Origin of the sequence: Amycolatopsis sp. NPDC051372, assembly GCF_040682095.1 — a bacterium.
GTDB lineage: Bacteria > Actinomycetota > Actinomycetes > Mycobacteriales > Pseudonocardiaceae > Amycolatopsis.
Window position 1 is genome coordinate 23474 of record NZ_JBFBAF010000045.1, and the last position, 24827, is coordinate 48300.

22 protein-coding genes are annotated in these 24827 nt (G+C 71.7%); 17 read left to right on the forward strand and 5 right to left on the reverse strand.

Going from position 1 to position 24827, the window contains the following annotated elements; genetic code table 11:
- Nucleotides 1–685: 685 nt before the first annotated feature.
- The 5 genes from AB0M56_RS44500 to AB0M56_RS44520 all read left to right on the forward strand — a co-directional run bounded on the left by AB0M56_RS44500 (nt 686) and on the right by AB0M56_RS44520 (nt 4827).
- Nucleotides 686–1162: a hypothetical protein gene (locus tag AB0M56_RS44500; RefSeq protein WP_364187920.1), complete on the forward strand. Its 477-nt coding sequence runs from the start codon at nt 686–688 to the stop codon at nt 1160–1162.
- Nucleotides 1162–3288 carry a bifunctional polysaccharide deacetylase/glycosyltransferase family 2 protein gene (locus AB0M56_RS44505; protein ID WP_364187923.1) on the forward strand — a complete coding sequence of 709 codons (2127 nt, stop codon included), beginning with the start codon at nt 1162–1164 and terminating at the stop codon, nt 3286–3288. Before AB0M56_RS44500 ends, AB0M56_RS44505 begins: the two co-directional genes overlap by 1 nt.
- Before the next feature lie 501 nt (nt 3289–3789).
- The gene (locus AB0M56_RS44510; protein ID WP_364188027.1) at nt 3790–3933 is read left to right on the forward strand and encodes an NAD(P)H-binding protein; all 144 of its coding nucleotides are present in this window, start codon (nt 3790–3792) and stop codon (nt 3931–3933) included.
- Nucleotides 3930–4451 carry an NAD(P)H-binding protein gene (locus AB0M56_RS44515; protein ID WP_364188030.1) on the forward strand — a complete coding sequence of 174 codons (522 nt, stop codon included), beginning with the start codon at nt 3930–3932 and terminating at the stop codon, nt 4449–4451. The genes AB0M56_RS44510 and AB0M56_RS44515 overlap by 4 nt, the downstream gene beginning before the upstream one ends.
- Before the next feature lie 16 nt (nt 4452–4467).
- Entirely contained in the window at nt 4468–4827 is a 360-nt protein-coding gene (locus AB0M56_RS44520; RefSeq protein ID WP_364187926.1) for a DoxX family protein, read from the forward strand.
- Between the two features lie 40 nt (nt 4828–4867).
- On the opposite strand, the gene AB0M56_RS44525 is transcribed toward AB0M56_RS44520, so the two are convergent.
- Nucleotides 4868–5935, reverse strand: a complete 1068-nt coding sequence (locus tag AB0M56_RS44525) for a LacI family DNA-binding transcriptional regulator (RefSeq protein ID WP_364187929.1) — start codon at nt 5933–5935, stop codon at nt 4868–4870.
- Between the two features lie 147 nt (nt 5936–6082).
- On the opposite strand from AB0M56_RS44525, the gene AB0M56_RS44530 reads away from it, so the two are divergent.
- From AB0M56_RS44530 to AB0M56_RS44575, 10 genes are all read left to right on the forward strand, one after another.
- Nucleotides 6083–7072 carry an asparaginase gene (locus AB0M56_RS44530; RefSeq protein ID WP_364187932.1) on the forward strand — a complete coding sequence of 330 codons (990 nt, stop codon included), beginning with the start codon at nt 6083–6085 and terminating at the stop codon, nt 7070–7072.
- 52 nt (nt 7073–7124) lie between these two features.
- The gene (locus AB0M56_RS44535; RefSeq protein WP_364187935.1) at nt 7125–8015 is read left to right on the forward strand and encodes a polysaccharide deacetylase; all 891 of its coding nucleotides are present in this window, start codon (nt 7125–7127) and stop codon (nt 8013–8015) included.
- Nucleotides 8012–9391 (forward strand): MFS transporter, encoded by a 1380-nt coding sequence (locus AB0M56_RS44540; RefSeq protein ID WP_364187938.1) that lies wholly within the window; start codon nt 8012–8014, stop codon nt 9389–9391. Before AB0M56_RS44535 ends, AB0M56_RS44540 begins: the two co-directional genes overlap by 4 nt.
- Nucleotides 9384–10148 (forward strand): SDR family oxidoreductase, encoded by a 765-nt coding sequence (locus tag AB0M56_RS44545; RefSeq protein WP_220238784.1) that lies wholly within the window; start codon nt 9384–9386, stop codon nt 10146–10148. Before AB0M56_RS44540 ends, AB0M56_RS44545 begins: the two co-directional genes overlap by 8 nt.
- The gene (locus AB0M56_RS44550; protein WP_364187941.1) at nt 10145–11293 is read left to right on the forward strand and encodes an SDR family oxidoreductase; all 1149 of its coding nucleotides are present in this window, start codon (nt 10145–10147) and stop codon (nt 11291–11293) included. The genes AB0M56_RS44545 and AB0M56_RS44550 overlap by 4 nt, the downstream gene beginning before the upstream one ends.
- Nucleotides 11294–11594: 301 nt before the next feature.
- Entirely contained in the window at nt 11595–12368 is a 774-nt protein-coding gene (locus AB0M56_RS44555; protein ID WP_364187944.1) for a LuxR C-terminal-related transcriptional regulator, read from the forward strand.
- A 5-nt stretch (nt 12369–12373) separates the two neighbouring features.
- A complete protein-coding gene (locus AB0M56_RS44560) occupies nt 12374–12997 on the forward strand; it encodes a TetR/AcrR family transcriptional regulator (protein ID WP_364187947.1) in 624 nt (207 codons plus the stop codon).
- Between the two features lie 136 nt (nt 12998–13133).
- Entirely contained in the window at nt 13134–14351 is a 1218-nt protein-coding gene (locus AB0M56_RS44565) for an acyl-CoA dehydrogenase family protein (RefSeq protein WP_364187950.1), read from the forward strand.
- Nucleotides 14352–14390: 39 nt separating this feature from the next.
- Nucleotides 14391–16322 carry an AMP-binding protein gene (locus AB0M56_RS44570; RefSeq protein WP_364187953.1) on the forward strand — a complete coding sequence of 644 codons (1932 nt, stop codon included), beginning with the start codon at nt 14391–14393 and terminating at the stop codon, nt 16320–16322.
- Between the two features lie 129 nt (nt 16323–16451).
- Nucleotides 16452–16844: a hypothetical protein gene (locus tag AB0M56_RS44575; protein WP_354877522.1), complete on the forward strand. Its 393-nt coding sequence runs from the start codon at nt 16452–16454 to the stop codon at nt 16842–16844.
- Nucleotides 16845–16871: 27 nt separating this feature from the next.
- On the opposite strand, the gene AB0M56_RS44580 is transcribed toward AB0M56_RS44575, so the two are convergent.
- Entirely contained in the window at nt 16872–17546 is a 675-nt protein-coding gene (locus AB0M56_RS44580) for a DUF998 domain-containing protein (RefSeq protein WP_364187956.1), read from the reverse strand.
- Nucleotides 17547–17745: 199 nt separating this feature from the next.
- Between AB0M56_RS44580 and AB0M56_RS44585 the strand changes: the two genes are divergently transcribed.
- Nucleotides 17746–20202, forward strand: a complete 2457-nt coding sequence (locus tag AB0M56_RS44585; protein WP_364188033.1) for a M14 family zinc carboxypeptidase — start codon at nt 17746–17748, stop codon at nt 20200–20202.
- A 47-nt stretch (nt 20203–20249) separates the two neighbouring features.
- Here AB0M56_RS44585 and AB0M56_RS44590 read toward each other — a convergent pair whose 3' ends face one another.
- Together AB0M56_RS44590 and AB0M56_RS44595 are read right to left on the reverse strand one after the other, a co-directional pair.
- Nucleotides 20250–20855 carry a LysE family transporter gene (locus AB0M56_RS44590; RefSeq protein ID WP_364187959.1) on the reverse strand — a complete coding sequence of 202 codons (606 nt, stop codon included), beginning with the start codon at nt 20853–20855 and terminating at the stop codon, nt 20250–20252.
- Between the two features lie 790 nt (nt 20856–21645).
- Complete coding sequence (locus tag AB0M56_RS44595; RefSeq protein WP_364187962.1) at nt 21646–22743, reverse strand: DnaJ domain-containing protein; 1098 nt, start codon at nt 22741–22743, stop codon at nt 21646–21648.
- A 248-nt stretch (nt 22744–22991) separates the two neighbouring features.
- Between AB0M56_RS44595 and AB0M56_RS44600 the strand changes: the two genes are divergently transcribed.
- A complete protein-coding gene (locus tag AB0M56_RS44600) occupies nt 22992–23618 on the forward strand; it encodes a TetR/AcrR family transcriptional regulator (RefSeq protein ID WP_364187965.1) in 627 nt (208 codons plus the stop codon).
- 3 nt (nt 23619–23621) lie between these two features.
- Here the strand turns inward: AB0M56_RS44600 and AB0M56_RS44605 are convergent, their stop codons facing one another.
- Complete coding sequence (locus AB0M56_RS44605) at nt 23622–24824, reverse strand: ROK family protein (RefSeq protein ID WP_364187968.1); 1203 nt, start codon at nt 24822–24824, stop codon at nt 23622–23624.
- Nucleotides 24825–24827 lie beyond the last annotated feature (3 nt).

A 24827-nucleotide genomic window follows, 5' to 3' on the forward strand; every position in this document is an offset into this window, starting at 1 on the left:
CGGACGCGACGAGGGTCGGTGATCGAGGCCAGTGGCCGTGACACAGGTCACGCCACAATCGCTGCTGAGACGTACGTGAGAGCGGTTCCGGGCTGGTGATCGCCGGCGTGGCCTACATGCGCCGCATCGACTGCGTAGCCGACGTTGCGCTCCACGCAGGTCCGTTGGTTCAGCGGAGCCAGTGGGCGGTGATTCCGGCCGCGCCGATCCGAGGGTGGCGTAGGCCCAGTCGCGCCCACCGGGCCTCGTGCCGTGCGGACGGCATCGGAGTGCCCCACGTGTACGCAGCAGGCGATCGCTGCTACCGCCGGGTTTTCGCTGTGCTGTGTGCTCGGTTGGCGCGTTGATATCGGAGAGCTGTTGATACGACAATTCGCGGCGAAGGCTCTGATGACGGCGAGGCTTCTTGACGTTCGCGGCTGGATTTTCGTTTGGTTCGATAATCCTGTCGATTCTCCCGCTCCCCCATTCGGTTGTATGCACTCGCCCGGGGGGCGGGCTCGCCGCCTCGCGTCCCCGTCCGTGCGGCGGGCGGTAAGGCCGGCGCCCGGTTCCGCCGCTGGAGTCACGCCCTACCAAGGTTTCGGCTTGATCGGTGTGTGAGATTGCCTGCCGCAACGCGGATCGTGGTTCGATCACGGATCGTGGTGTGTTTAGGTAGGCGTCCCCGCCGATGGAGTGAAGCATGCCCGAACCGGTTGATCTATTGGACGATGACGCCGCAGACACGGCACTGGATTCGCCGGTGTTCGTGGACGCGACGGGGCGGCGGCGGAAGATCTTCCGCCGAGTGGCCGTCGGCGGAGGGGTTCTGACGATCGGGTACGTCGCGGTTCTGGTCGCCGCGTTGCTGGGTGCCCCGGTTCCGTCGCCGCTGCTCGTCCCGATCACGCAGCTCGGCCCCGGGCACACCGATGTCACGACCACGCCCGCGGATCCGCCGGAGCAGAGCACCACGACCGACGCCCCGCCGGCGCCGGAATCCAGTGCCGACGCCACCTCTGCCCGCGGCGGCGCCGGTCCGGTCGACACCGGCGGGGTGCCCTCGACCGCCACCGGGCAGCCTCCCGCCGAGACGGTTTCAGGCCCCGACCATCGCAGTACCCACGCCCCGGACACGCCACCGGGTCAGGCTGACCACGGCAAGAAGCCGCGGCCCTGATGGCCACCGGCCGCCACCGGCCCCGGAGAGGCGCTCCGGCCCCGCGCGCGCACTGGTTCCTGCTGATCGTGGTGCTGGCCGCCGTCGTCGGCCTGCTCGCGCTGCACGCCGTGGTTCTGGGTGAGTTCCACAGCGACGAGACCGCGCCCCAGACGACCTCGTCAGGCGTACCCGACGAGGTGCGCACCGGCGGCTCCCTGATCGATGCCCGCAACGGCTCGCCGGACGTGCGGCGCCCGCCGGACAAGACGCTGGCCCTGACCTTCGACGACGGACCCGACCCGACCTGGACTCCGGCGGTCCTCGCCGTTCTCGACCGCTATCACGTCAAGGCCACGTTCTTCGTCACCGGCGGGCACGCGGCCGAGTACCCGGGGCTGGTGCACGAAATCGCGGCCCGCGGTCACGACATCGGCAACCACACGGCCACCCACGTCGATCTCCGTTCGGCCGACGACCTGCGTACGCAGCTCGAACTGCGCTTCACCGATCTCGCCGTGGCCGGTGCGGCCGGGCAGTCCCCGGCGTTGGTCCGTCCGCCGTACTCCGCCACGCCCGCTTCGATCGACAGCCCGGCCTGGGCGTCGATCCAGCGGATCGGCGCCGACGGCAAGATCGCCGTGCTCTCCGACACGGACTCCGAAGACTGGCAACGGCCCGGGATCACCTCGATCGTCGCGAACTCCACCCCGAAGAACGATCGGGGTGCTGTCCTGCTCATGCACGATGCGGGCGGTGATCGTTCGCAAACCGTCGCCGCGCTCGACCGGCTGATCCCCCAGCTGCAGGCCAAGGGGTGGCGGCTGGGTCCGGTGAGCGCCGCGGTCGGTCTCGGCTCGGCCGGGGCTCCCGCCGGTTTCGGCCAGCGAGCGGCCGGCTGGCTGCTGATCGGCGCGGTGCAGGCCAGCGGCGTGGTCGCGAGTGCGCTGACCGTGCTGCTGATCATCGCCGGTGTGCTCGCCGGGCTGCGCACCTTGGTCACGCTGATCACCACCGCGATGCACGTCCGGCGGCGCCGGTCGAGGAGGCTCCGCGCCGTCACCGCACCGGTGACCGTCATCGTCCCCGCCTACAACGAGCGGGCCGGGATCGAGGCCACGATCCGCTCGGTCCTCGCCTCCGACCACCGCGTCGCGCTGATCGTCGTCGACGACGGGTCGACCGACGGCACCGCCGAACTCGTCGAGAAGTACGTCGGCCGGCGCGTCCGGCTGATCCGCCAGGCGAACGCGGGGAAGGCCGCGGCGCTCAACGCCGGCATCGCCGCGGCGAGCACGGACCTCGTGGTGCTCGTCGACGGAGACACGGTGCTGGAACCCGACACCGTGCGCACCTTGGTCCAGCACTTCGCCGACCCCGGGATCGGGGCGGTGTCCGGCAACGCGAAGGTCGGCAACCGCCGCGGCCTGCTCGGGCAGTGGCAGCACATCGAGTACGTCATCGGGTTCAACCTCGACCGCCGGCTCTACGACGTGCTGCAGTGCATGCCGACCGTGCCGGGCGCGATCGGGGCCTTCCGCCGGTCCGCGGTGCTGCGACTCGGCGGCATTCCCGTCGACACGCTGGCCGAGGACACGGATCTGACCATGGCCATGGAACGCGCCGGCTGGCGGGTCGTCTACGAGCAGGAGGCGCGGGCCTGGACCGAGGCGCCGGCGACGCTCGGGCAGCTGTGGAAGCAGCGGTACCGGTGGTGCTACGGGACGCTGCAGGCGGTGTGGAAGCACCGCCGTGCCGTGCTCGAACGCGGTGCTGCCGGCCGCTTGGGCCGACGTGGTCTGCCGTACCTGCTGCTGTTCCAGGTGCTGCTCCCGGTGCTGGCGCCTCTCGTGGACGCCGCCGCGCTCTTCGCGATCCTCACCAGCGACGGGCTCACCGTCGGCGCGTACTGGCTGGTTTTCCTGGCGCTGCAAGCGATACCCGCGGGGATCGCGTTCCGGCTCGACGGTGAGCGCCTGCGTTCGCTGCTGCTGCTTCCCCTTCAGCAGTTCGTGTACCGGCAGCTGATGTACCTCGTCGTCGTGCAGTCCGTGGTGACCGCGCTCGCCGGGGCGCAGTTGCCTTGGCAGAAGCTTCGGCGCACCGGCCTCGACGTCGACGCTGGGAACCTGTCCGGCGGGTCGTAGCGGGCACCGCATCGCGGGGGGTCCGGGATCCGTGGGGCTTCGCCCCCGGCTCGTCAGCACGAGACCCCACCCCTGCGCCGTGATCATCCCGGCGTGGAGCCGGACAGCTCCCCGTTGCGCCCGCGCACGGCGCGAACCGTGATCGCGCGCCGGTCCGACGCATCGGGGTCGCGCTCGGCACGATCCAGCCGCCGCGCGGGAGCCGGGGGCGAGGATCCCGGTCATGGTCGCCGGGTGGAGCGCGCCGAGGCGGGCGAGCGTGCCTCGGGCCGTGCGCGGCGATCAGCTCGAGGCAGTCCAGCTCGAGGCAGTCCAGGTCGACGAGCTTCGGCTGTCTGCCGACCTGGTGCTGGAACAGCGGCAGCTGGTTCCGCGGCTCGCGCAGCGACTCCTTGACGGCAACCCTCGAACGCCGCCGGGCCGGTCCGGATCACCGAGTAATACGTAACTCATATTATATGGTTATCGTAGGATATGGATTCGGGCTCGAGGATGACCGTCATGAGACTCACGCTTTTCGCCGCCACCGGGGGTACCGGCGGCCACGTGCTCGATCGAGCCCTGGCCGCCGGTCACGACGTCACCGCCGTCGTCCGCGACCCCGGCGCGCTTCGCGCATCTGTGCGCACCGTCGTCCGGACCTGAACGACCCCGACCCGGCAGTCCTCGAGGCGGCCGTGGCGGGCGCGGACGCCGTGCTTTCCGGGCTGGGACCGCGCAAGGCGGCCGAGTACAGCATCGTCTCGCGCGGCACGCGCGCCATCGTCACGGCAATGCGGGCGGAGCGCGTGCGCCGGCTCGTCGTCGTCAGCGTCACAGGGGTGCTCGCGCTGCCGACACCCGCACGGCCGCACCCGCCGGGCGACCCCGGCGTGGGGGTCTTTGTGCGGACCGTGCTGGGTCCACTCGCGCGGCTGCGCCTGGGCGGGCACTACGCCGACGTGGCGCGGATGGAGGACGACCTGCGCGCCAGCGGTCTCGACTGGACGTCGGTGCAGCTGTCGGTGCTCACCAATCGGCCGCCCACCGGGCGCTACCGGACTTCCTGCGAGCAGAGCGTCCCGCGCGGCTACCGCATCGCGCGGGCCGATGCCGCCCACTTCGTGCTCGCGTGCCTCGGGATGCCCGAGACCGTGGGGCACTCGATCGCCGTCGCGTACTGACCCTGGAGCGTCTCCGATGTCCACCACTTTTCTCGTCGTGACTCTGATCGCCGTGCTGTGCAACGGTTTCTCCGGCATCGCCGCGTTGCTCCACTTCGGACCCATCCTGCCGGGCATGACCCGCGCCGGGGTGCCGGAGTCCTGGCTGACGTTCCCGATCGGCACGCTCAAAACCGCCGGCGCGGTCGGGTTGCTGGCAGGGGTCCTGGGCGTCCCGCAAGTGGGCCGAGCGGCCGCGACCGGCCTCGTGCTGTTCTTCGTTTGCGCCCTCTGCACTCACGCCTGCGCACGTGACTACACCGCGCAGTTCGGGCTCGCCGTCGCCTTCCTGCTGCTCAACGTCGCCGCCCTGCTGCTGGGCCTGCAGGCCGCTTGACCCGCGCTCGCCGCGCGCGGTCGGTGGCCTGTCGCCGCGGTCAGCTGCTGCTTTCGCGGACTTGGAGGGTCGGGGTGAGGCGGGCGGACTCGGCGGGTTCGCCGTGCATGACGGCGTGCAGGAGACGCACGGCGGCCTGGCCGATCTCGAACATCGGGGAGCGCACGGAGGACAGCGGGATCGGCAGCTCGGCGGCCAGTGAGGTGTCGTTGAACCCGACGATCGCGCAGTCCCGGCCCACAGTGAGGCCGTGGGAGCGCAGGGCGCCCATCGCGCCGATCGCAGCGAAGTCGTTGACTGCGAACAGCGCGGACGGGCGGCGGCCCGAGGCGAGGATCCGTTCGGCCGCTTCCCGGCCGCCCTGGGTGTCGAAGCGGGACAGCACGATGTCGGTGGCGTCGATGTCGCCGCCGAGTTCGCGCCAGCGCTGCACGAAGCCGGCGGTGCGGTCCACACCAGTGGTCGCGTAGGCCTCGCCGGCGATCACGCAGACGTCGCGGTGTCCCTTGTCCCACAGGTGTTCTGCGACCAGCTCGCCGCCGCGGGTGTCGTCGCAGGTGGCCGACGGGATCTCCGGGTGACGGCGGTTCATGAGCACGAACGGCACGGCGCGGCGGCGCAGGTCGGACAGCACCACGTCGACGTCCAGGTGCCGGTCGCCGATGATCAGCCCGTCGACGCGGCGCGCGAGCATCAGCTCGACCTTGCGGCGCTGCTCGTCCACGTCGTCGCGGGAGTTGGTGACGAACGAGGAGTAGCCGATGGTCGCGGCCTCGGCTTCGACCCCCTCGTACATCACGGCCAGCACCAGGTCCGAAAGCCGCGGCACGACCACACCGAGCAACCGCGTGCGGCGCGTGCGCAGGCCGGACGCCTGCGGGTCGGGGGAGTAGCCGAGCTCGGCGGCGAGCTCCCGGATCCGGCGCGCGGTGGCGTCCGACGCCGCGCCGCGTGCCGATGCCGGATCGGAGTGCAGCACACGGGACACGGTCGACGGGTGGATGCCCAGCTGCTGGGCCAGGTCCTTCAAGGTCGGCACGCGCTCGACGGCCGCCCCGTCTCCGGCGGCCGTGCCATCGCCTTCCCTCGCAGCCTTCGCCCTGGGCAAGCCCCCACCTCTCCGCGGGGTATTGACCCCGATTCGACGCACACCGTACAGTCCGCACCCATCGTACCCAATCGTTTGGGTACGCCACGCGCACCGCTACCCAAACGATTGGGTACGGCTACCGAGAGGCATGGAGGTGAAGCAGCCGTGACGACGAGCCTGTCGAGCGAGCGGGGTGAGCACGTCGTGCTCCTCGCGACCGGCGGCACGATCTCCTCCCGCAGCCGCGCCGAGCTCGACGGCGCCGCCATCGCCTCGGACGGCGCCGACGACCTGCTGCGCAGCACCGGCGGCCCGCACTCGCTGCCGGTGCGCGTGGTCGACGTACTGCGGGTCGGTTCGTACACCCTCGACGTGGACGACATGCTGCTGGTCTGCGCCCGGATCCGGGAGGAGCTGGCCGACCCGGCCGTGGTCGGGGTCGTGGTCACCCACGGCACCGACACCATGGAGGAGACGGCGTTCCTGGCCGACCTCGTGCACGCCGACCCGCGGCCGGTGGTCTTCACCGGCGCGCAGCGCGCCGCCGACGCGGCCGACCCGGACGGGCCGGCCAACCTGGCCCGCGCCTTGACCCTCGCGGGCGCGCCGGACACCCGCGACCGCGGGGTGCTGGTCTGCTTCGCCGGCGAGGTGTTTCCCGCCCGCGGCGTGCGCAAGTCGGAAACCCTGCGAGCGCACGCGTTCAGCAACCCCGACGACGGCCGCGACGGCTGGGCCGGCGACCGGCCCGAGCCGCTGCCGCTGCCGGACGGCGGCGCCGGCTGCCGCGTCGACCTGGTGGCGTCCTACCCGGGCGCCGACGCGGCGCACCTGCGCGCGTCGCTGGCCGCCGGCGCGGCCGGGATCGTGCTGCAGGGCACCGGGATCGGCAACGCCAACCCGGTGCTGTGCGAGGCCGTCGCCGAGGCCACCGCGCAGGGCCTGGTGGTGGTCACCAGCACCCGCGTGCAGGCCGGCCCGGTCGTCCCGGTGTACGGCGCCGGCGGCGGCAAGGACCTGCTGGCCGCCGGAGCGATTCCGGCCGGGCTGCTGCGTCCTTCCCAGACGCTCGTCCTGCTGTCTTTGCTCCTGCGGCTCGGGTGGTCCCGCGAAGACATCGCGGCGGCTTTCGCGCGGAGGGGAGGCGAACCCTGACTCCGCTGCTCGGCCCGCTTCCATTGTTCCCCACTCCACGAAAGGCTTGTTCATGACGAAGGACATCCAGGTCGCGTTCGGCATCGACGTCGATGCCGTGGCCGGCCAGCTCGGCTCCTACGGCGGTGAAGACTCGCCGTGCGACATCTCCCGCGGGATGTTCAGCGGCGAGGTCGGCGGGCCGCGGTTGCTGCGCCTGTTCGAGCGGTACGGGCTGACCACGACGTGGTTCGTGCCCGGCCACTCCATCGAGACCTTCCCCGACCTGACCCGCGCCATCGTCGACGCCGGGCACGAGATCGGCGCGCACGGCTACTCGCACGAGAACCCGATCGCGATGACCCGCGAGCAGGAGACGGCGATCCTGGACCGCTCGATCGAACTGATCGAGAAGGTCGCCGGCCGCCGGCCCACCGGCTACGTGGCGCCGTGGTGGGAGTTTTCCCCCGTCACCAACGAGATCCTGCTGGAGCGGGGCATCAAGTACGACCACTCGCTGATGCACCGCGACTTCGAACCGTACTACGTCCGGGTGGGCGACAGCTGGACCAAGATCGACTACGCCCAGCCGGCCGAGACCTGGATGAAGCCCCTCGTCCGCGGCGAGGAGACGGACCTGGTCGAGATCCCGGCGAACTGGTACCTCGACGACCTGCCGCCGATGATGTTCGTGAAGGCCTCCGCCAACTCGCACGGCTTCGTCAGCCCGCGCGAGCTCGGCCAGACCTGGCAGGACCAGTTCGACTGGGTCTACCGCGAGATGGACGAGGCGACCTTCACCATGACCATCCACCCCGACGTGTCCGGGCGGCCGCAGGTCCTGCTCATGCTGGAGCGGCTGATCGACCACATCAACGGTCACGAGGGTGTCAGCTGGCTGACCTTCGACCAGATCGCCGACTCCTTCCTCGCCCGCAACCCCCGGAAGGGAGCAGGGTCGTGAGCGTCGAACCCCTCGACCTGACGGCGCCCGCCGTCGACGAGAAGCGCAGATTCCCCGTCTTCTCCCGGAAAGCCACCCGCACCGCCACCGTCCTGGCGCTGATCGCCTGGACCATCGCGGTGTTCGACTACGGCCTGTTCGGCACGCTGCTGCCCGCGATGCAGGAGTCGTTCGGCTGGACCGCGTCCGAGGCCTACCAGATCAACACCTGGATCGCCGTGGGCACCGCGATCGTGTGCTTCGGGATCGGCCCGATCATCGATCGGCTCGGCCGCCGCCGCGGCATGATGACCACCATCGGCGGCACCGCGATCATCTCCACCCTGACCGCGCTGATCCCGGCCGCGCTCGGCGCGGTCAGCGGCGTGATCATCACCGTCATCCGCTCGTTCGGTGGGCTCGGATTCTCCGAGCAGGCGGTGAACGCGACCTACATGAACGAGGTCTACCAGGTCACCGAGGACGAGAAACGCCGCAAGCGCCCCGGTTTCTACTACTCGTTCATCCAGGGTGGCTGGCCGCTGGGCTTCCTGCTCTCCAGCGCGCTCGCGTTCGTCTTCCTGGACTCGCTGGGCTGGCGCGCGCTGTACGTGGCGGCCGCGGTCCCGGCGGCGATCGTGGTGTGGGTGATCTGGCGCAAGCTGCGTGAGACGCCGCAGTTCGAGCTGCACCAGAAGCTGACCGAGCTGGAGAAGGGCGGGCGCGCGACCGACGCGCACGCGCTGGCCGCGTCCTACGGCGTCGAGCACTCCTCGGCCTCGCCGCTCAAGCGGCTGTGGGAACCGGCGTTCCGGCGCAACACGATCGTGCTGTCGCTGGCGTGGATCCTGAACTTCTTCGGCATCGCGATCTTCAGCGTGCTGGGCAGCTCGGTGTTGAAGAACGCCAAGGACGTTTCGCTGTCCAGCGCGTTCTGGATGCTGATCGTGATCAACGCGATCGGCTACTTCGGATACGTCTTCCACGGCTGGCTCGGCGACCGGATCGGCCGCAAGCGCACCATCATCATCGGCTGGATCATCTCCGGCCTGTGCTTCGCGGTGATGCTCAGCCCGGCCGCGAGCAGCTCGTTCGTGATCATCCTGACCTACGGCGCCGGGTTGTTCTTCCTGGTCGGCCCGTACGCGGCCATCCAGTACTTCATGGCCGAGTGCTACCCGGTCAGCTGCCGCGCCACTGGCACGTCGTTCATCGGCGCGATGAGCCAGCCCGGCACGATCATCGGCGGCGCGCTGTTCACCGCGGTCGCGGCGGGCGCGGGCACCGGCGCGGCGGCCCTGTGGGTCGGCGCGCTCGGCACCGCGGTCTCCGGTGTGCTGATGATCGCCGCCAAACCGCCCGTCGCCGCCCTGCGAGAGGACCACGCGGATGTCTGAGCCGAAAGCGGCGATCGTCACCGGCGCCGCCAGCGGCATCGGCCGTGCGCTGGCCGTGCACTACGCGCACCGCGGCGTGCACACGGTGATCGGTACGTTCCCCGGCGACCCGCACGACCCGGCCGAGACGCTCCGGCAGGTCGAGGCGGCGGGCGGGAAGGCGGTGGTGCACGAGGTCGACGTGCGCAGCACCGAGCAGGTGGAGGCGTTCGCGCAGCGCGCGGTCGACGAGTTCGGCCGGCTGGACTACGCGGTCGCCAACGCCGGCGTCCTGCGCAACTCCGCACTGGCCGACCTGTCCGACGAGCGTTGGCACGACATGCTCGACGTCGACCTGACCGGCGTGCTGCGCACCCTGCGGGCCGGTTCGACCCGGATGGGCGAGGGCGGCGCGATGGTGGCGGTGTCCTCCATCGCCGGCGGCGTCTACGGCTGGGAGGACCACGCCCACTACGCCGCGGCCAAAGCCGGCGTGTTGGGCCTGGTGCGCAGCGTCGCGGTCGAACTCGGGCCGCGGCAGATCCGGGCCAACGCGGTGATCCCCGGTCTGATCGAGACGCCGCAGTCGCTCGACCCCGTCAACTCGCTCGGCCCGGACGGGCTCGCGCGCGCCGGCGGTGACATTCCGTGGGGCCGCGTCGGCCGGCCGGAGGAGGTGGCCGACGTGATCGGCTTCCTCACCTCGCCGGCCGCCGGCTACGTGACCGGTCAGGCCATCGTCGTCGACGGCGGCCTGACCGTCCGGATGCGCGCGTGACCGCCCGGACCGTCGTGGTCACCGGCGGTGCCAGCGGCATCGGCCAGGCCATCGCGACGGCGTTCCGGGCCAACGGCGACCGCGTCGCCGTGCTCGACCGGACCGCGGGCGCCGACGTGATCGCCGTGGACGTGTCCGATGAGGACAGTGTGCGTTCGGCGTTCTCCGCGGTGCGCACCGAGTTCGGGGTGGTCGACGTGCTGGTGAACTCGGCCGGTCTGCTCACCGAGTCGCCGGTCGAGGACATGGACCTGGCGGTGTGGAACGAGACCATCGCGGTCGACCTGACCGGGGTGTTCCTGTGTTGCCGGGAGGTGCTCAAGCCGATGCGGGCGCAGCGGTGGGGCCGGATCATCAACATCTCCTCGCAGCTGGGCATCAAGGGCGGCACCGGCCTCGGCCACTACAGCGCGGCCAAGGCCGGGGTCATCGGGTTCACCAAGGCGGTGGCGCTGGAGGTGGCGGCGGACAACGTGCTGGTCAACGCCATCGCTCCCGGCCCCATCGAAACCCCGTTGGTGGACGGCATTTCCGAGGCGTGGAAGGTGGCGAAGCGAGCCGAGCTGCCGCTGGGCCGGTTCGGGACCCCGGAAGAGGTCGCCCCGGCGGCGCTGCTGCTGGCCGCCGATCCGGGCGGAAATCTGTTCGTGGGCAGACGCTGGGGCCGAACTCCGGCGACGTCATGCCCTGAAATCGCCTGCGGGAAAGGGGTTCGAGGTGTGCGGAGCCTGCGGCCGGACGGTCGTCGCCGATCCGGTGTTCCCGGACGGCCGCAGTACCCGCGGCAACCTGATCGCCGGCCAGGTCCTCGACGCGCTGTGCGCCGTGGCGGGCAACCGGATCCGGGTCACAGGCCGCCCCGAGGGTTTCACCGTCGCCCTCCCCGGGCGGCGGCCGGTGCCGTGCGCGACCGTGGCCGAAGTCTGGTCGGCTGTGTTCGCCGCGGCGCCGGCCACCGCCATCACCCCGACCGCCGAACTCGAAGCGCGGTACCGGACCGAGATCCGGTTGCTGCGCGCCATCATCACGGCTTCCGGTACCGCACCACTGCCGTGAAGGTGAATCAACTCCTCGCTGCTGAGACCCTCGAGCCAGGTCACGTACGTGGCTCCGTTGACGCTGCCTGGCGTGCTGCACACGCGTGACGTGACCCGCGACCAGATGGCCGAGGACGCTACGGCGGATCAAGGCTGCGGCGCCGCCGGAAATGCGCGCCCACGACCCTGACGCCGGCGACCTCGTCTACACCGGCGACGTCGGCACCGGCTTCTCCCGCACCGCGCTCGGCGATATCCGCACCGGCATGGCAATCGATCGGCAGCCAGAAGAGGCACTGCGGGCGTGGAGAACACCCCGGCATCGACGGATTTTCAAGAGCCGACTAGAAAACCTAGGGTACCCTGCGTAAAGTGATGTCGGTCTCAGCACGGGCGGAAGGAGGCGCGGATGTCGACGGCGACACCGCGAGTCCGCGTCGACGGGGTGCTTCGCGCCGTCCGCGCGCTCGAACCCGTGGACATCGCGTTCGCCGCCCGCGTCGACCAGGGCACGGGCACGTTCGTGCTCGACCGGTTCGACGGCGCCCGCACCGACCTGCTGCGCAACCTGGTCATCCCGCGGGGTGAGGGTGTCGGCGGCCGGTGCATCGCCCTGGAACGGCCGGTGTTCGTCCGGGACTACGTGGCGGCCAAGGGCATCACGCATCGCTTCGACGGCGCCGTGGCGGGTGAGGGCCTGAGCGCGATGTTCGCCGTGCCCGTGAAGACCGACGGCGTGGTGCGCGACGTCGTCTACGGCGCGGCGCGCACGTCGGTGGAGTTCGGGGAGGGCCTGATCGACCGGGCGGTCGACCTCGTGAAGCGCTCTGCGGCCGCGGAACCACCGAGCCCGGCGCCGCGCTCGGCCGGCGACATCGCCGCGGAGCTCGACGACATCGCGGCCGCCGTCACCGACCCCGTGGTGCGCCGGCGGCTCCGCGAGCTGGGTGCGAGCCTGTCCGGGAAACCGGCGGAAGACGACCTGCCGATCCGGCTCTCGCCGCGTGAGCTGGACGTGCTCACGGCCGTCGCGATGGGCCACGCCAACGTGGACGTCGCCCGTCGGCTCGGCCTCACCGTGCAGACCGTGAAGTCGTACCTGAAGAGCGCGATGGCCAAACTGGACAGTCACACCCGCGGCGAAGCCGTCTACCGCGCGCGGATGGCCGGCTTGCTACCGTGACCGCGGTGGGGAGCCTGACGGCCGGCGGGTCCGACGAGGCACCGGTGACCCGGGCCGAACGCAAACGGGCCGAACGGGTGGCGCGGCTCGAACGCGCCGCGGCGCGCGTGTTCGCCGACCACGGCTACGAGGGCGCGAACTTCGACCTCATCGCGGCCGAGCTGGACCTGCGTGGCGCCAGCCTCTACTACTACGTCTCCTCGAAGGAAGAGCTTTTCCTGCGCTGCCTGCGCCAATCGTCGGCCGACGTGTCCGCCCGGCTGCGCGCGATCGTCGAGGCCGAACCCGAGCCGCGGGAACGGCTGCGGCGGCTGTTCCGCGAACAGGTGCTGATCGAGGTCCGCGACTACCCCGAGTACGTGCCGCTGTTCTTCAAGGCGCGCGTGAGCGTGCCCGCGTTGGCCGAGGCCGTGCTGGGTCTGCGGCGCGAGCACGCGAAGGTGTTCGAGGAGACGGCGCTGGAGCTCGGCACGGACCCGCGGAAAGCTCGGCTGTGCCTGGAAATCGCGTACGGCACGCTGGCCTACCTGCCCGACTGGTACGACCCGGCCGGCGCCGTGAGCCCCGCGGAGCTGGCGGACGAGCTCGCGGATCTGCTCGTCGCGCCGTTCCTCCGCAAGGGCGACTGACCACCCCCACTCGTGGGTATCCGCGCGAACCCGCCGCGCCTACCGTTGGTCCGGATGGCCCAGTCCCCGGCCGGGCCCGACGAACCCGTGCTCCCGCCTGCCCCGAGGCGGGGAACCCCGAGAACAGGTGATGCACATGACCGCGACCACCACGAACTCCGTGCGGGGTGGCCAGCACGCCGACCACGGGTACGAGCTGCCCTGGGCCTTCACCCCCGAGCACCTGCAGTGGCGCGACACCGTGCGGGAGTTCACCGCCGAAGTGGTGGCGCCCGAGGCCGGCCGGCGGAGCATCGAGTCGAAGTTCGACGCGGACCTGGTCCGCGCGGCGGGCCGGCTCGGAGTCTTCGGCCTGATGGTGCCGGCCGAGTTCGGCGGCGCCGGCGCGGACCTGCGCACGCTGTGCCTCACGATCGAGGAGCTGGCCACAGTGGACTCTTCGCTGGCGGTCACGGTGCACGTCCAGGCGATCTGCGCCGCACTGCTGGCCCACTTGGCCCAGGACCGGCCCGAGCTGTGCCACGAGATCCTGCCCTCGGCCGCCACCGGCGAGACGTTCATCTCCATCGGCCTCACCGAGCCTTCGGGCGGGTCGGACGCCGGCAACATCACCACCGTCGCGCGCCAGGACGGCGACGGCTGGATCATCAACGGCGCCAAGCAGTTCATCACCAACTCCGGCACCCCGTTCTCGCGCTACGTGATCCTGCTCGCCGCGGTCGGCGACGACGAGCGCGGCCGGCCCCCGGTCTCGGCGTTCCTCGTCCCGCTCGACGCGCCGGGCGTCACCGTCGGCAAGGGATACCCGAAGCTGGGCTGGCGCTCCTCCGACACGCATCCGCTGTTCTTCGACGACGTCCGCGTGCCCGGCGACGCGCTGCTGTCCGAACCGGGCCGCGGCTACCGCGACGCGCTCGAGTTCCTCACGTGGGCACGGCTGCCGATCGCCGCGATGAGCGCCGGGCTCGCCCGCGGCTGCCTGACCGACACCCTGCGCTTCGTCACCGAGCGCACGTCCTTCGGCAAGCCGCTGGGCCACCACCAGGCGGTGGCGTTCCAGACCGCGGACATCGCCGCCCTCGCCGCCACCGCCCGCACGCTGACGTACGACGGGGCGTGGAAGTACGATCACGGCTTGTCGATCAGGGAGGCCGCCGCCACGGCGAAGCTGGTCGCGTCGGAAGCCGCGAACAAGGCCGCCTACCTGGCGACCCAGCTGCAGGGAGGCTACGGCTTCATCGAAGAGACGGCCGCGACCCGCCACCACCAGGACGCCCGCATCCTCACCATCGGTGAGGGCACGTCCGAAGTGCAGCGGATGCTGATCGCGCGTTCACTGGGGCTGGCCGTCTGAGCAGGTGCCGATCGATCGAACACACAAGGGAGTGTGCCCGTGGCCGACAGTGTGGAACAGCTGATCTCCGTCCCGTTGCAGGAACTTCCGGAACGGTGGCGCTCGGCGAGCCGGGCCGAGGAGATCGCGGGCGCGCGGGCGCTGCACGATCGCGACCCGGACGAGTACTGGGCGTGGGCCGCGGGCAAACAGCGCTGGATGCGGCCGTGGGACGAGGTGCGCAGCGGTGACCTGCCCGAGTTCCGCTACTTCACGGGCGGCCTGCTCAACGTCGCCGACAACTGCGTCGACCGCTGGGCCGAGGACCCCGCGACGGCCGACCGCGCCGCCGTGGTGTGGGAGGGCGAGCCGGGGGACACCCGCACAGTGACTTACGCCGAGCTCGCCCTGGAGACCTCGGCGCTGGCGGCGGGGCTGCTGGAGCTGGGCATCGGCAAGGGCGACGTGGTCGCGATCTACCTGCCGAACCTCGTCGAGGCGTTCACGGCCATCCACGCATGCAACCGGATCGGCGCGATCTACACGGTGCTGTTCTCCGGCTTCGGCAAGGACGCCGTGGCCGCGCGGCTCAAGGTCTCCGGCGCGAAGGCCGTGGTGGTCGCCGACGCGTCCTACCGGCGCGGGAAGCTGGTGCCGCTGCTGGAGACACTGCGCACGGCCCGGCCGGCCCTGCCCGACCTCGGCCACGTCGTGGTGCTCGACCGCACCGGCCGCGACCTGCCGCTCGAAGCGGGCGAGGTCTCCTACGCCGGCCTCGTCGCCCGCCACCCCGAAGGCACGCCGGCCGTGCCGCTGGAGGCCAACGACCCGGCGTTCCTGATCTTCACCAGCGGCACGGAGTCGACGCCCAAGGGTGTGGTGCACTCGGTCGCCGGGTTCCTGGTCGGCACGTGGGCCAACGCCTACTGGCAGGCCGGGCTCGAGGAGGGCGACGTCTACTGGGTGGCCGCCGACGTCGGCTGGCTGACCTTCCCGATCCAGGCCGTGATCGGCGGGCTGGCGTGCGGGACCACGATCGCGTGTTACGAGGGCGCGCTCGACACCCCGACGAAGGAACGCTTCTACGAGTTCTGCGAACGCCACGAGGTCACGCAGGTGCTGGCCGCGCCGACCGTGCTGCGGATGCTGCGCTCGTTCGGCGAGGACCTGTGCGCCGCGCACCCGCTGCCGCACCTCAAGCTGATCACCGTGCAGGGCGAGCCGCTCGACGCCGAGACGTTCACGTGGGGTGGCGCGCACCTCGACGTCCCGATCGTGAACGCCTACGGCCAGACTGAGACCGGCTCCACCTGGACCTACCCCGTGACCGGCGTCGACGCGTTGAAGGCGGGGTCCGCCGGGCGCCCCTTGCCCGGCCACCACTGCGAGGTCGTGGACGACGACGGCGTGCCGGTTCCCGCCGGTACCAAGGGAAATCTGGTGATCACCCGCCCGTTCCCCACCCTGGCCCGCACGGTGTGGGGTGATCACGAGCGGTACCTGTCGGCGTACTTCAGCCAGTACCCAGGCAAGTACAACACCAAGGACGAGGCCGTCCTCGACGCCGACGGCCACCTGTGGGTGCTCGGCCGCGCGGACGACGTCATCAACGTCGCAGCGCACCGCATCTCCACGATGGAGATCGAAGGCGTCGTGACCGCCCACGAGCGTGTCGCGGAGGCCGCCGTGGTCGGCGTGCCCGACCCGACGAAGGGCACGGTCCCGATCGCCTTCGTCACGCTCCTGGCCGGAGCCGACGCCGACGCGGTGTCGGCCGAGCTGATCCGCCGCGTCGGCGAGGAACTCGGCGGCTACGCGCGGCTGGCCAAGGTCTATCCCGTCACTGCGCTGCCCAAGACCCGCACGGGCAAGACCATGCGGCGCCTGCTGCGCGACGTCCTCGTCGAGGGCGCTCCGCGCGGCGACACCAGCGCGATGGAGGACCCCGGTGCCCTGGACGCGGTGCTGACGGCGGTGTCCGCGGCCCGCTGAGCTTCCCGCCCTTCGCCAGGCGTCGGCCCGTACCGGTGGCGCGTCCGGTTCGCCGGAGCGTGCGCCGGGCGGGGCGGCGCGGTTGCCCGATAAGCTGGCGCCGTGGCCGAGGGGCGAGAGGTGTCGACCGTGACGATCTGGAACGACGTGATCAGTTTCGTGCGCCTGCGTTACGAGGTGCTCGAGGACCACGACGGCTGGCTGCGCTTCCGCCTGCCCACCGAGGACGGCCGCAGCCAGCAGGCGACCGTCCACCTGCTGCCCGACCACGGTGGGGTGGCCTGGGCCGAGCTGTCCTCGCCCGTCGGCTGGGCCGACCGCGTCGATCTGCGCCGGCTGCTGGAGCTCGTCGGCGAGTCCGGCGTCGGCGGTGCGGCCGTGGTCGACGGCGTTGCGCTGATCAAGCACGCCGTGCCGCTCGCGTCGCTGGACATCGAGGACGAGCTGGACCGGCCGTTGCGCGCCCTGGTGGCCCGTGCCGACCAGCTCGAACACGACCTCGGGCAGGGCGACGAGTTCTGATCGCCGGCCGGCAGCGCGTACTGAGCTTCAGCTCGAAACGCGGGCCGGTTTCTTCGCGCGGACCGGTGCCGCCAGCACCGCCAACGCGACCAGTTCCGTGAGCGCCATCCCGCGTTCGACCAGGCCGAGCGGGATGAGCAGCCACCAGCGTTCGTCGTTCACCGCGGCGACCGCCACGGCGCCGAGGATGATCGCCAGCCAGCCCAGCGACAGCGCGGCGAGCAGCCGCGCGGCGAACCGGCGGCGCGGCGAGCGCGGAAACGTCGTCCGCGCGGCCATCAGGATCGCCAGCGGCAGGCAGACGAACGCGACCACGCTCGCGACCCGGTGCAGCGTGCCGCCCGCGGCGCCACCGGTGGCGGTGGCCCAGTTGGTCTTCGGAAACGCCACGATCACGAGCAAGCCGATCGTCCACAGTGCACCGAACACGGCGGAAACCACGGGCAGCCGCCGTTGCAGCCGCAGCACGGCGAGCGTCACGGCGGAGCCCACGGCGACGAGGACCACCGCGAGGTCGAACACCCACTTGTTGTCCGAGAGGCCGTACTCGCTGATGGTCCGGCTGGTCACGCTGATCTCGTCGGTGGGCGGCACCAGCTGCAGGAGCAGGACCAGCGCGGCGCCGATCGCGAACGCGGCGATGCCGGCGATGCCGGCGATCGACAGCAGAGCGGGGCGGCGGTCCTCGGCGAGGGCGGTCATCTCTCGAGGTTAGCCACCCGGCCCATGTGCCCGCTGTGAGCCGATTGGTCCAGTACTTCCGGAGGTTACCCAGGCCGATTTGCACCGATATGGTCGTTCGCTGCCGGAGCGTCCCGGCCCCGGCTCGGCCCTGGGAGGTCCGTTCGTGGGGAATTCAGCAGTTTCGGGAGTACTTTCGAGAACGCGGAGACCATGGGTTCTGCTGGCCACGGCCGGCGTCCTGGCGGGGACGTTCGTCGCCCTGCCGACGTCGGCCACGGCCGCGCAGAACGTGGTGCACGCTGACCGCTCCGTCGTGCGGTCGTGTTTCGCCGCGCTCCAGCCGGCCGGCGCGCCCGGCACCGACCGCCGCGAGGTCGCCTCGACGGTCGACGGCCTGGTCCAGGCCCGCCTGACGCCGGGTGCCGGCGCCGAGGGCGACTGGGACCTCGCCGTGTTCGACAAGGCCACCGGGGCGCTCGTCGCGGCCTCGGCGGCCTTGCGCAGCCACGAGCTCGCCGAGAGCTTCGTCAAGAAGGGCCAGCAGCTCGTGATCCAGGGCTGCCGGTACGCGGGCAACGCGAAGGAGGCGAGGCTGGGTGTCGACTTCCTCGCGCTGACTCCGCAGGGCACCCCGACCGGATCCGCCGCGCCGGCCCAGCGCGCCGAGCTGGTGCGCGTGCACACGCCTTCGCGTGCGGACAAGAACAAGCTCCTCGGACTCGGCCTCGACGTCACCGAAAAGGGTGATGCGACCGGCGTCGAGGTCGTGCTCGCCGGCGACGCCGACCGCCGCACGCTCGCTGCGAGCGGGCTGAAATCCACCGTCGTCGAGCCGGACCTCTCGGCGAAGTCGATCCGCGACGCGAAAACCGACCGCGAGTACGCCGCGAAGACGGCCGCCTCGGTGCTGCCGTCCGGCCGAACCAGCTACCGCCACCTGTACGACTACGAGTACGAGATGAAGGAGCTCGCGCGCAAGAACCCCAAGCTGGTCAAGGCGTTCACGCTGCCGGAGCCGACGTGGGAGGGCCGCGACGTCGTCGGGCTCGAGATCGCCACGGACGTCGCGAACACCGCCGACGGCAAGCCCGTCGACTTCACCATGGGCGTGCACCACGCGCGCGAATGGCCGGCCGGTGAGACCACGATGGAATGGGCGTACCAGCTGATCAACGGCTACGCCCACGACACCACGATCCGCGGGCTGGTCGGCAAAACGCGCAACATCATCGTGCCGATCGTGAACCCCGACGGCTTCTCGATTTCCCGCGAAGCCGAACCCCGTGGGGATTTCACGAGGTTCGACTATGAAATGAAGAGAAAGAACTGCAACGCCGCCGATTCCCCGCCGCAGTTCGCCACCGGCGTCTGCAAGGCGAACCCGGGCGGCGCACAGCGCGGCACCGACCCCAACCGCAACTACGCCGGCTTCTGGGGCGGCGGGGGAGCGGGCCTGTCGTGGAGCAGTGAGACGTTCCGCGGTTCGGCGCCGTTCAGCGAGCCGGAGTCGCGCAACGTCCGTTCGGTCGTGTCGTCGCGGCAGGTGACGAACCTGATCACCTTCCACACCAACGCGGCGCTCGTGCTGCGTCCGCCGGGCGTCGCCGACGTGCGGCCGCCGCTCGAAGACCCGGTGTACCAGGCGCTGGGCGCGAAACTGGCCGCGCACAACGGGTACACGAACGAACCGAGCTGGGCGCTCTACGACACCACCGGCACCACCGAGGACTGGTCGCACTGGGCCACCGGCGGCTGGGGCTTCACGATCGAGATCGGCGGTACGGGCTTCCACACGCCGTACGAGGTCGGTGTGGTGGCCGAGTACGCGGGCCTGGCCCCGTCGACCGGTGCGGGCAAGGGCGGCAACAGCGGTGCGCTGCTGGAGATGCTGCGCAACACCGCCGATCCGGCCGCGCACTCGACGCTGATCGGCACGGCGCCGAAGGGCTACCAGCTCAAGCTGCACAAGACGTTCCAGACCCCGACATCGCCCGTGCTGCAGCCGGACGGCTCCACCAAGCCGCCCGTGTACGTGACCGACAACCTCAACTCCACCTACACCTCGACGGGCGGCCGCTTCGCGTGGTCGGTGAACCCGTCGACGCGGCCGTACGTCGCGGGCCGCTACGGGCGTGACCCGCAGGGGCCGGCGCAGGCCGGGTACGCCGTGTCGAACCCGGCGGGTGTGCCGCCGATCAACGAGTCGTACCCGGACAACCCGGCGTCGGAGAGCTTCACGTTCCACGTCGACGGGTTGCCGAAGGTGGACAACGGGAAGTTCAGCGTGGACGTGAACTGGGCCAACCCGGACACCGACTGGGACCTGTACGTGTACGACGCCGCGGGCAACGCCGTGACGTCTTCGGCTAACGGCGGCACCACCTCGGAGCACGCCGTGCTGTTCGACCCGCCCGCCGGTGACTACCGCGCGGTGCTGGTGAACTACGCCCAGGCCGACCCGGCGCAGGTGGACGACTGGACCGGTGGCGTGTCGTTCGCGTCGCCGGTGCCGCCGACCTACGGACCGAAGGAGGCCTACCAGCTGACTTGCACCAACGCGAAGGGCAAGCTGGCGGGCATCGCGGACGTGTACCTCGACCGCGGCCAGACCATCGACGTCGGCGAGATCTGCACCAACTCGGCGCGCGCGGCCAAGAACCGCTCGCACGGCTGAGGTTTCGGTCCGTGAAGGGTTCGCTTTCGGGCCCTTCACGGACCTGCTCAGCCGGTCACAGCCAACGCGACCCCGAGCACGACGAGCACCGCCCCGACGACCCGGTTGAGCACCGGCCGCGCCCGGTCGTACCAGCGTTGCGTGGCGGGGGAGGAGAACAGCAGCGCCACGGACAGGTGCCACGTCGCAGACGCCAGGACGATGAGCGCGATCGCCGCCACCTTCGTCGCCGTGGGTTCCGTCGGCGGCAACGTGGCCGTCAGCACGCTCCCGAAGAACACGGCGGCCTTGGGGTTGGTGACGTTGCTCAGCATGCCCTGCCCGAACGCACTCCTCCGCTCCGGCAGCGGCTCTCGGTCGGGTGCTCGCGCTTTCGACCAGAGCCTGATCCCCAGCCACGCCAGGTAAAGCCCGCAGACGATCCGCAACGCGGTAGCCAGCCACGGCGTCGCCGCGAGCAATGCCCCCAACCCGAACACGGCGACCGCGGCCAGCAGCCCGCCCGCCGCCACCACCCCCGCCGCCACGGCCACCGCCGCCCTGCGCGACCCGGCCGCCGCGGTGTGCGCGATGAGCACGAAGTTGGGCCCCGGCGTCACCGCCGCGGGCGCGTAGACGAGCAGCACCGTGCCGAGAGTCGCTGCGGTGTTCACACCGCCATCCTCTCGCGTGTGCGCGGGGCGCCGGAGGTCGGGCGGGGATGGCGGGGGACTGCCGTGGCGAGTTCGGCTGGGGCGCTGGCGGGGGCTGAGGGTGGCCCGGGTCCGGTGGGGGTTGGGCGGGGGACTGCCGTGGCGAGTTCGGCCGGGGCATTCGCGGGGCCTGAGGGTGGCGTGGGTCGGGTGGGGGTCGGGCGGGGACTGGCGTGGCGAGTTCGGCTGGGGCGCTGGCGGAGGCTGAGAGTGGCGTGGGTCGGGTGGGGGTCGGGCGGGGACTGCCGTGGCGAGTTCGGCGGGGGCATTCGCGGGGGCTGAGGGTGGCGCGGGTCCGGCGGAACCGGCTGCTGCGGCGAGTTGCGGCGGTGTGGTCGGTATGGTGCCGCGCGGCGTTTGGCTCCTTGGCTCGTGTCTGCCGGGAGAGGTGGCGCGGCGGGAGCCGGCGCGGTGGCGGGTTGCGCTGCTGCGTCCAACGAGGCGCAGTCGCGGGGTTGAGGGCGGCGCGGGTCGGGCGGAACCGGCTGCGGTGGCGAGTTGCGTTGCTGCGCGGGAGGCGTCGTGCCGGGTGTGGCTGCTCGGTTTGCGCCGTGCCGTCGCCGGCGCAGACCGGCGTCGCCGGCTGCCGCGGTTTCGCTGCCGTGGTCGGTGGGGCGTCAGGTCGGGCTTTGCTGCTTCGCACGTGCGTGGCGGGTGGCGGGGTCGCCCCGGTGGCGAATTTTGGTGCATCACCGCGCGCCCCCGGCGCGGAGCGGACATGATCCTGCGCCACCCGCAGCCGACGTCGTGGTCAGGCGGCCCGACCACTCCCCACGACCTGCCCCCGCAGCGTCCGCAGCGCGTTGTGGTCCACAGTGGACGGTTCTGCCGACAGCCAGCCGCCGATTTCGTGCAGGAACTGTTCCGGTGTCATGGGCGGAGCGCCGTCGGCGCCGTCGGCGTCGTCGGTGGTGGTGATGGCGCCCGTGTGGCTCGGGTAGACGATCATGGCGCCGCGCAGAGCGATGCCGGGCAGCAGGTCGCGGTAGGAGTCGAGGCTTTCGGCGAGGCGGGAGCCGCCGCCGCGGAAGGGGCGGCCGTTGCGGAGCAGGCGGCCGTCGTCGGCGGTTTCGTAGTGGCCGGGGAGCCATTGTTTCGACTCGATGAGCACGAGGCGCTTGCCGCACAGCACAGCGTGGTCGACATCGGCGAAGACGGAGCCCGGCCAGGCGAGGCCGTGGAAGATGCGGGCGGCGGGCAGCCGGGTCAGGTAGCGCTCGAGGAGGTCGGCTGTGAGGCGTTCGGCGAGCTCGTCGGCTTCGACGCCGGGGCTGCCGAACACCGCGCCGCCGCCGAACTCCGCGGCGAACTCGCTGCGGGCGCGCCGCGCGGCGAGGTAGCCGCGGGCCAGGCGCTGCACCAGCAGTGCCGTGCCGGCCGTGAGCACCAGCCACACGATGAGCACCGGCGGCGTGAAGTCCACGCCCAGGACCAGCGGCGCCAGCACCAGCACCATCCCGGCGACGGCCGCGACCACCGGCGTGTGCCCGGGGCCGCGGCGCCGCCCGTGGCGTACGCGCGGGTCCTGCGCCGCGAACTCCCACCACTCGAGCTCGTCCGGCTCCAGGTCCAGCGGCTCGGGCACGAACCCGGGCTCCTCGCTGAACCGGCGGCGCTTCGGCTTCGCCGGCGGGCGCGCGTGCACGGTCGGGATCCCGGCGTCGTACGCAGCGCGAGCGCGGGGATCACTCAGCGTGTCGTAGGCCTCGCGCAGCAGCTGGAACGTGCCGACGGTGCCGCCCGCGTCGGGGTGCAGCGTCTTCGCCAGCCTGCGGTAGGCAGCCTTGATCTCCGTGGGCGACGCCGTCTTCCCCACGCCGAGCACCGCGTAGTAGTCGACTTCGGGCACGTTCGCGTTCCACCTCCGAATGGCTGCCGCGCAACGATATGGGGTCGGTGATCGCCCTCGGCAACCGCCTCCGCGGCGCGCCGGGGTGAACCCCGTTCATCGTCGCGCGCCAGTGACCACAGTGGACAGTGCGGACCACGGCCTGGCTGCGCAGTATCGCTCGATCGGGTTCCGTTGTGTGATCGATCGGGTGGCCCCGGTGTGATCTACGCCGTAGACCCGCGGGTCTACGGTGCAGACTCCGCGGGGTGCGCAGACTCAAGACCGCCCGGCGGTCCGAGATCGTGGGCGCGGCCTGGGAGCTGGCGGCCGAACGCGGTCTGCCCGCTCTGTCCATGCGCGGCGTCGCCGCCCGGCTCGGCCTCACGCCCATGGCGCTGTACGGCTACTTCCGCAGCAAGAACGACCTTCTCGACGGCATCGCCGCCCACCTGCTCACCCTGCTGCCTGCGCCCTCCGCGGACCTCGATCCCTTCACCCGGTTGCGTGAACTGGCCGGGGGAGCGCGGGCGGTCGCGCGCGAGCACCCGGCCGTGGCCGGTCTGCTGTTCACCCGTCCGGCAGCGAGCGAGGAGTCCCTCCTCCCGGCCGAACGCGTTTACCAAGCCCTGCTGGACGCGGGCGTGCCCGAGGCCGAAGTCCCGCGCCTGGAACGCCTACTGTCCACGTTCGTCCTCGGCTACGTCCTCTCGGAGGTCGAAGGCCGCTTCGCCGCGAGCACCCGCCTCGCCCGCTCGCGCCGCGTCGAGCTCGGCCCTGCCGACCTGCCCGCCCACCACCGCCTCGGCCCGCTGCCGCACCACGTCGACTGCGACGCCGAGTTCGCGAAAGACCTCGAAGACCTGCTGACGATCGTCGAGGCCGCCGCGAAGTGACGCTCAGGCTTGCGCGGCCGTCCGCCGGGGTTCGCGTCGCTTGAACACCAGCTCCCGCGCCGTGCCCAGGGCCGTGGTCACCGCGCCCGCCAGCACGGCGTCGGACCCCAGCTGCCCGGCGACGATCTCCGGGGCGAACGGCGTCGTCGCGGCCAGCGCGCGTCGCATCGGCCCGGCGAGCAGCGCCGCGTTGCTCCCGATGCCGCCGCCCAGCACGATGAGCCCGGGGTCGAGCACCGTGGTCACCGCGGCCACCACGTGTGCCAGGTGCGCGGCCTCCTCCTCGACCACGCGCAGCGCCGCCGGATCCCCGTCCGCGGCCGACCGGAAGACCTCCCGGGCGCTTCGAGCGGTCAAGCCCAGCGCTCGGGCGCGCGCGACGATCGCGTGCGCCGAAGCGACGTCCTCCATCGGCCCGGGCCGATGAGCACGCGCCCCGGAAGCACCGGCGCCCGCGGGCAGGTCCGCGATCTCACCCGCCGCGCCGTGGGCGCCCCGGAACAGCTTCCCTCCGACCAGCACGCCCATCCCGATGCCGGTGCCCACCGTGAGGCACACCAGCACGTCCACGCCCAGCGCCGCCCCCAATGCGTGCTCGCCGACCGCGCACAGGTTCGCGTCGTTCTCCACCACAAGGTCCGAACCGTGCGCGCACAGCCGGTCGGCCAGCGAGTGCAGCAGCCCCTTGCGCTCCCACCCCGGCAGGTTCGGCGCCCGGTGCACGGTTCCGGTGCGCGCGTCCGGAATGCCCGGCGTGCCGACCACGGTGGCCACGACGTCGGCCGGCTCCAGCCCGGCCGCCGCGACCGCGCGGCCCACCGCGTCGCCGACCGTCCCGACGAGCGCGCTGCCCGAACGGCACCGGTTCGGCTCGTCGAGCCGCGCGACGATGCTTCCGTCCAGATCAGCGACAGCTACGCGGATCGAACGCCGGCCGATGTCCACGCCCACCACGTGTCCGGCCTCGGGCGCCACGCGGTAGACGACGGCGGCGCGCCCCGGCCCCGACGGGCCGTGGCCGGTGGCCCGGACCAATCCGCATTGCTCCAGATCGAGCAGCGCCTGGCCCACGGTCGGCTTCGAAAGCCCTGTGTCCGCGGCGATCCTGGGCCGAGTGGCCTCACCGCCGGTGCGCAACCGGTCCAGCACCAGCCGCTGGTTCAGCTCGCGCATGTTCGCCGGTGTGCCCACCTGCGGCCCTGCCATGCT